The sequence below is a fragment of the Bacteriovorax sp. DB6_IX genome, assembly GCF_000447775.1.
In the GTDB taxonomy this organism is placed as follows: Bacteria; Bdellovibrionota; Bacteriovoracia; order Bacteriovoracales; family Bacteriovoracaceae; genus Halobacteriovorax_A.
In genome coordinates this window covers 1-7,341 of sequence record NZ_AUNJ01000028.1, presented here as the reverse complement: position 1 = coordinate 7,341, position 7,341 = coordinate 1, and the positions used below count along the sequence as shown (strand labels likewise).

7 protein-coding genes are annotated in these 7,341 nt (G+C 36.4%); 6 read left to right on the top strand and 1 reads right to left on the bottom strand.

Annotated elements, in window-relative coordinates:
- Positions 1-384 precede the first annotated feature (384 nt).
- Positions 385-1,449 (top strand): Crp/Fnr family transcriptional regulator, encoded by a 1,065-nt coding sequence (locus M901_RS00875; RefSeq protein WP_021276262.1) that lies wholly within the window; start codon positions 385-387, stop codon positions 1,447-1,449.
- On the opposite strand, the gene M901_RS00870 is transcribed toward M901_RS00875, so the two are convergent.
- Positions 1,446-3,026: a hypothetical protein gene (locus M901_RS00870; protein ID WP_021276264.1), complete on the bottom strand. Its 1,581-nt coding sequence runs from the start codon at positions 3,024-3,026 to the stop codon at positions 1,446-1,448. The genes M901_RS00875 and M901_RS00870 overlap by 4 nt on opposite strands.
- Positions 3,027-3,152: 126 nt before the next feature.
- On the opposite strand from M901_RS00870, the gene M901_RS00865 reads away from it, so the two are divergent.
- The 5 genes from M901_RS00865 to M901_RS00845 all read left to right on the top strand — a co-directional run bounded on the left by M901_RS00865 (position 3,153) and on the right by M901_RS00845 (position 7,332).
- Positions 3,153-3,947: a GYF domain-containing protein gene (locus M901_RS00865; protein WP_021276259.1), complete on the top strand. Its 795-nt coding sequence runs from the start codon at positions 3,153-3,155 to the stop codon at positions 3,945-3,947.
- Entirely contained in the window at positions 3,931-4,779 is an 849-nt protein-coding gene (locus tag M901_RS00860) for a serine aminopeptidase domain-containing protein (RefSeq protein WP_034719315.1), read from the top strand. Before M901_RS00865 ends, M901_RS00860 begins: the two co-directional genes overlap by 17 nt.
- An 11-nt stretch (positions 4,780-4,790) precedes the next feature.
- Positions 4,791-5,306, top strand: coding sequence for a hypothetical protein (locus tag M901_RS00855; RefSeq protein ID WP_021276261.1), 516 nt, complete (start codon positions 4,791-4,793; stop codon positions 5,304-5,306).
- Positions 5,307-5,358: 52 nt separating this feature from the next.
- Entirely contained in the window at positions 5,359-6,474 is a 1,116-nt protein-coding gene (locus M901_RS00850; RefSeq protein WP_053335804.1) for a serine/threonine-protein kinase, read from the top strand.
- Between the two features lie 282 nt (positions 6,475-6,756).
- Positions 6,757-7,332, top strand: coding sequence for a hypothetical protein (locus tag M901_RS00845; protein ID WP_198295314.1), 576 nt, complete (start codon positions 6,757-6,759; stop codon positions 7,330-7,332).
- The last annotated feature ends 9 nt before the right edge of the window (positions 7,333-7,341 follow it).

Here is a 7,341-nt window from a genome sequence, read left to right as displayed (position 1 = left end):
GATATAGTATTCGGAGTCTAGTTCAGATCTTGTTGATGTTGTTTTTCTGTCATAGGCATCAAGCATTGTCGCTTGGACTTTCTTTTTTCTTCTCATATTTTTTAAAATATTAATTACTTTTTCAACCACTGTTCCTCCTTTGGTTAAGAGCATTATGGCATTTTTATATATAAATTTTAATTACTTATTTATGTATGTATATATAAACTAAAGTTTATATGGACGGTGTGAAAGACCGTTCAAGTGAAAGACTCGGTTATTAATGGGCATTGAGTGGTCATGATTTGCATCAAAAGCGGTGAAGAGTTATTATTGTTATGAGAAAAATATGTAATAGTAACAGCTTAGCTTGTTACTTATTCTTTCTTAGGAAGAGAGGGAAAAATGGCTGGAGCCCCAAAAGCTGGTGGTAAATCAGGACTCATACAATATAAACCGGGTGATATCATGTTCAATCAGAACGACCCGGCAGATTGTCTTTATATTATTCAGAAAGGTCAAATAAGACTCTTTGTTCCTAAAGGAAAGGGCTTTGTTGATATAGCTATTCTTAGATCTGGTGAAGTTATTGGAGAGATGGCCTATTTTGATTCTAAAAGTGCACGAAGAAGCTGTTCTGCTTCAGCTATCGTCACAACAGAAGTCATTCGTGTTTCTTTTAAGGCTTTTGATAAGGCCATGAGTGGATTAAACCCTTGGTTTAAGACAATTGTAAATACTTTAGCGGACCGACTTAGAAAAACTAATGATAAGGTTAGAGAGTTAGAAAATAACTCTGTTGGCTTTGGTACTGGTGGAAAAGTTAGTACTTATAAATTCTTTCATACCGTAGATCTTTTGAAAATTCTTGGTACATTGTATTTAGTAGGAAAGACACATGGTGAAGAAGTTGATGGAAAACATCAAATTCATATCAATAAACTTAAGTACTACCTCTACGATATCTATGCCATTCAAGAGATTAAATACGAAGAGCTTATTAATGTTTTAAAAGAAGAGCATTATCTCACTTTGGCAAATGATGAAGATAATCTTCCTAAAGTCGTCCAGTTTCATGATTTAGAAGGGTTGAGGAGTATTATCGTTTTCCTTAACCAGGAAAGAATGAAAGAAGATGAGAAGAAAATGAAAGTCTCTGCTAAGTGTGAAAGGGTCTTAGGTAAGATTATTGAACAACTTAGAGCAAGAGGAGAGCAGGCCGATAGAGCTGGAGTCGATATTAGTGCTATTCTTGAAGAGTTTAAAGAAGCTCAAGTAGGAATTACTGATGAAGATTTAACTGATGCTATTAAAGTCGGACTTTGCGATGATCTTGTCGTTGGTGATTATAATAAGCTAACTTGTACGGTTTACTATAAGAAGCTTCTTAAAGTATTTCCGGCCTTACGTTTACAAAATGCGATTGAGGCACATAATGCAAAGAAGGCCGGTGGTAATAAGTACGCTTAGTTAGAATCTCTATAAGTTACTTGTACCGTTGATTTATTACTGTAGACTGCATTTCCATAAACTTTTAGAAAGTAACCTGATTTTGATAGAGCAGGCGTTTTCGGAGTGTAGTCTCCACGTCCTTGAATTCTGATATTGAAATTACTCATCCACTGTGGTTGTCCACCAGATTTTACTAACTCCCAACCATTTGCTCCACCTTGTGGAACAATCTGTCCGTTGATTTTAAGAACGATTGTTGATTCATTTGGCTTATCTGCAAGATGAACATAACCATAGTAAGAATCAGGTTCTGAATAATTGACAAGTAAGCAGGCAGGATAAGTTACCTTTGCATCTCCAAATAACTCGATAACCCTTCCAGTAAAAGATTCACCCGCTGTTGGTAAGAATCTAGTATTAACTGTTGTTGGACTATTAATAATTCTGTATCCCGAAATAGGGTTACCACTTGAGTCCATATCATTCTTTCCAGTTGAGTCTCTTACAATAGAAACACTATTTGGAATTTCGGCAAAAGTAGAACCATTGGACATGACAACTTCTAGTGAAGCTGGGTCAATTTCTGTCGATGTATCACTTGTGATTGGCCAGTACTTATAGACGTGAGCAATAACCGCATCTTGAATGGCATTATTGACTCCATCAAAGAGATAGGCAAAGTTACCGCGACAGATATTAAAGTGATCTGAATGTTCCTCTGGATTAACAACAACCGCTGGAGGTGGAGTAAAACCATTTGTATATGGAGTACTGTAAAGATATTCAGATACGGCCTTATAGACATAGTTTTGCGTTAGTTGGCTTGAAACAGAACATGAATTCTTATCAAAGAGCGCAGAGATAGAAATATATCTCATCATTGTAGAATCTAATTTTGGCGCGTTAGAACAACTCGAATTAAAAGTTGAAAATTCGCTATCATAAAGTCCTGTCGAGTTATCGTAATTACCTCTCATACAAAGAAGGTCATGGGCCTTAGCCTTTGCATAACGAGTCTGTCTTCCAGGGTTAAAGCAATAACTACAACCATCTTCTTCCCAAGAGTTATCATCATCATTAGACATCGTAATAACTAAAGTATAGGCATTTGGTCTAAAAACTCCATTTGTTTGGTTTGTTCTGATAAGGTCTATCGCTCTTTGAGCACCTGATTCTTGAGAGCCTTGAACTCTTGGGAACTGACTTAGGTAGCTTGAGGCATAAGACTTATTAATTGTTGTAATTCCACTTCCTGGATTATGACCAGAACGACTAAAGAAAGCGGTATTTGAGTTCCCTGTTCCAAGTAGGGGCGCCATCATGACGTTATAGTCAAACCTTTCACTAATGTGATTGATGACACTATTTAAGGCGGCCTTTGTTTGGTCGTTTAGATAGATACTACTTGTTGAGTTGTCCCAGAGAAAGAGAAGATCAACTGGTGGCCTAACATAGGTGAACTGAGCACAGGACTGTGAAGAACCTGATTTCTTTTCACTGATTGTTGTAGTGTCCGTACTAGTCGGAGGAACGAATTCCTCTTTAGCACACGAGTAGAAAATTAATGTCAATATTACCAAAATTAGTCGTTTCATAATCTTATTATCGGGAGTCTGAGTAAAAAACTTTAGTAATTGAAAATGTGGAAGTTTTTAACACCGATTTCCCTTGGAAATTCAACAGGTTAAAATAGAAATAATAGCGTATATGGAGAATCAAAAATGACGAAATGGTATTATGTTGAAAATGGTGAAAGAGTTGGTCCTGTTGAGGAGAATGAGCTACAAGCTTTAGTTGAAAATGGTGGACTTGCTTCTGATGGATATGTTTGGAAGAAAGGTTTTGAAAACTGGACAAAACTAGAAGAAGTAGAAGAGCTTGCACACCTTTTAGAGAAGCCAACACAAATGCCTCCGGCCATGAATGATATGCCTCCTGTTATTGATGAGTCTGAAGTAAAGTCCTTTAGCTGGGAAGAGTTGTCTGCAACGGATAAAGTGATCTCAATTAAGATAGGACTCGATCGCGGTGGAGAACAAATTGAGTATGGACCATATACGCTAAATGAATTGAAAAAAGCATATGATGAAAATCGAATCAACGATAAAACACTTGTCTACATTCCTGGAATGAAAGAGTGGATTTTCCTAGCAGAGACGCCTGTATATGAAAGTGTTTTTGGTGGACTACCTCCAGCGATTGATGAAGTTGAGAAGAGAAGAGATATTAGAAAACCATTTGTCGCGAGAATGTTCTTCCATGACTCTAAAGAAGTTTTTGAAGGTGTCTGTCGTGATATTTCTGTCGGTGGAATGCAAATTTTAGTTTCTGATTTTCCATGTGATATTGGCGACGAAGTGACGTTAAATGTGCACCCTGATAATGATAACTATCATTTTGTGGCCACAGGACTTGTGGTGAGAAGGCTTGAAGCAAATCAAGGTTTTGCTCTGAGATTCGTAGATTTATCTAATGAAGCAGAGAGGGCAATCTCAAGCTATGTCGAAACAAATTAAGACTGTAAAGTCAGAGATAGCGCATCTAAAACTCAAAAAGCCTGGAGAGAGCCTTTACGTAAAGTTCTATGGAATTGAGGAATTTGAGACACAGGTGATTTTCTTTCATGATGTTGGAGAGTATCATGATCGCTACTTAAACTTTTCATCTTTTTTAAACCAAAGGCAAATAGGATGCACGTTTATCGATATGCGTGGACACGGCTTAAGCAGTGGAACACGAGGACATGTTGATGACTATCATCAATTTAAATCAGATTATGAATTGTTCTGGACCAAGTTCAGTTGTCGTTTTGAAAATAAAAAAATAATTTGCATAGGCCATGGGGTAGGAGCACTGGTTGCAACCATGTTTATGTTGGGTGTTTCTGACGTTTTAGGAGTGGCCTTAATTAATCCCACTGTCGATTTCAAAAAGAACAAGACATTCCATATTGAAGAATTTGTGGGAAAAAAGTCTATTTTTGATAAATTGAGAATTAGTGCAAACTTCACCGGTGATGACATTACGATGGAGAAAAGTCTTGCTCAAAACTATGATCACGACCCTCTAGTAAACAAGAAAATCACTCTTGGAATGTATAAATCTTTACTTGAGCTTTTTACTTCGGTTAAGAAAGCATCATATTTTATCAATCGACCATTATTCTTTGGGCTAGGGCTTGAGGATAATGTTGTAGACATGGAAAAAAGCCTCTTATTCACTTCTAGCTTTGATGAAAAACTAGTAACTTTGGCAAAGTATGAAGACTTAGGTCACGAATTTTTTAACGAAATAGATCGAGACAAGGGCTTTCAAGATATTTATAATTGGATAAAGAATTTAAAATAAATGGGTGAATCATGAATAAATTTCTATTAGGAACACTATTAATTACATTAGCTTCTTGCGCTTCTTTGAATAAGAATATGACAAAGAGTGGAGATGCTAGAATTACGGGTGGTGTTTATAAGAATAGCTCATGGAGTAGCTCTTTAGAGTTTAAACGAATTTCTTGGTATCATGAGCTCACTCTTTTATTCGACTCGCTCTACGCCTATGTACCCGAAGAGAGTGAGTTTAGAACGTGGTTCTCTGCTGATGAGAGAAGAAGAATTCGTGACTGTGCTCAAATTCTTGTTACTATAAATTATGCTTTTGATTCAGAGAAAATATCTCATGCTTTGTTTAATTCTCAAATTAGAGAAAATAAATACCACCAAATTGCTGCTCCAAGTTTTGTAAGATCTCTAAAAATGCACCCAGATTATCAAGATCTGTCACTTTCTCTTCATAAAGTGAATTTGTTTTGCCAAAAGACAAAGCTAGAAGACCCTATTTTTATTAACTTTCCTAATTTTAAAGAGCTAAAGCTCTAAAAAATCTTTACTTAGAGCTAAAGAGGAAACCTTATTACTCCGATAAATATTAATGAAGGAGCATCAAGGTATGGCCGAGGAAAGAAAATTTGATCGATTCGGACGTTATTTAATTTTAGATCACCTCGTTGATGGAGGTATGGCAAAAATTTGTCGTGCAAGATTCTTAGGGGAGCAGGCTGATAAAGTTGTGGCCATTAAAATGGTTCAACCTCAGTTTTCTAAAGATGAGTCGTTTAAGACAATGTTTATGGATGAGATTAAGACCACGTTTGGTCTTTTACACCCAAATATTGTTCAGACCTATGACTATGGATTACAGAACGACCAACTATTCGTTGCAATGGAATATTGTGATGGAAGAAATTTAAAAGAATATCTTGATCAACTCAAGAAGAGAAATTTTGTCTTCCCTGTGGAGATTTCAGTTTATATTACAATTCAATCTTGTCAGGGGCTACACTATGCCCATACCTTCACTGATAAGCTAACAGGAAAGCCTGCTAATATTGTTCACAGAGATATTTCTCCTCACAATATTATGCTAACTTTTGATGGCTCGGTTAAAGTCATCGATTTCGGTATTGCGAAGTCAGAAACAAATTCAGAAGCAACACAAGCTGGTACAATTAAAGGTAAACTTTCTTATCTTGCTCCAGAATATCTTGATGGACATGATCTCGATCCAAGATATGACCTCTTTGCGGTAGGTATTACTCTGTGGGAGATGCTATGTTCTAGAAAGTTATTTAAAGCTTCAAATGATTTAGCTGTTCTTAAAAAAATTCAAGAATGTAAGGTTCCAAAGCCATCTTCGATCAATCCAAATGTTCCTGAGGAACTAGATAAGATTGTAATGAAGGCGCTACATAAAGATCGTAATAAGAGATATCAAACTCTAGAGGAGTTTGGTAGAGCACTTAATAAGTTCCTATACTCAACATATCCAGACTTTAATGCTTCAGATCTATCTTACTTTGCTAAAGAGCTATTTAAAGAAGAAATTAAAAAAGATAGAGAAAGACTTTATCAATTTGGACAAATTGATATTAAGCCATATCTAGAAGATATGAAAAGAGAGCAAGAAGGGGAGGAAAGGCCCTTGAAGCTACTCAAACTAGTATTAGTAATGGAACAGGTCAGAGAAGGCTCAGGAACAGGTTCTTGACTTTGGTTTTGATGATGATGCTGATCAAGGCATTACTGTTGAGGACGCTTCTTCAGGTGGTTTTACTCAGTCTGAAGTTACGATTGGGAATAAGAAAGTTGATTTAACGAGGTCTAAGACTAAAGTTAAAAAGCTTGATATCAAAGATAAAACAAAGAAAACTAAGATAAGAAGAGTGAAGAAAAAGAAAGACCGCCAAAAAATCAAGCGGTGGAATTGTGGCTGCTCTAGTTGCCGGTATCGCCCTTCTTGGTGGATTCTATATACTTTAAAAATCCAGACGTGGTAACAATGACTGGTGGACCAGCACAAGTTGCTCAAAATAATGTGAGAACTCCTGGTAGTGCAACAAATAAAACCACTAAGACTAAGGCAAGAAGATTGGCCAAAGTTAAGGTTAAAAACTTTGAAAGAAGAGTTGATAAGCTCTATGTAAATGGAAAAGAAACGAAAGTTGATGTTTTCAATACATTTGAAGTGAAAGAAGGCGCAGGATATGTTGTGCGTGTAGAAACACCTAAGAGAGAACATTTCGTTGCAAAAGATCTATCATTTAGAAAAGGTGCAGAGAATATTGTTGAAATTGAACCAACTCCTGAGGCACGATTTGGTTACCTCATGACTAGTCGAGCTTGTTTTCATGGAAGTATTTCTTTTGAACTCTATGGAGAAAATAGAGTCGAGAGAGTTCCTATTGGGATGAAGCCTGGGATTCGTTTTCCAACTGACTTTTCTGAAGAAGTTTCTAAAGAAAAAGAATATGAAGTCTTTATACAAAAGGGGAATTCAGGCCCTAAGAAGAGTGTGAGATTTACGATTCGAGAATTTAGTGTCGTTGATTTATGTAAGTTAATATAAAAAAAGCCC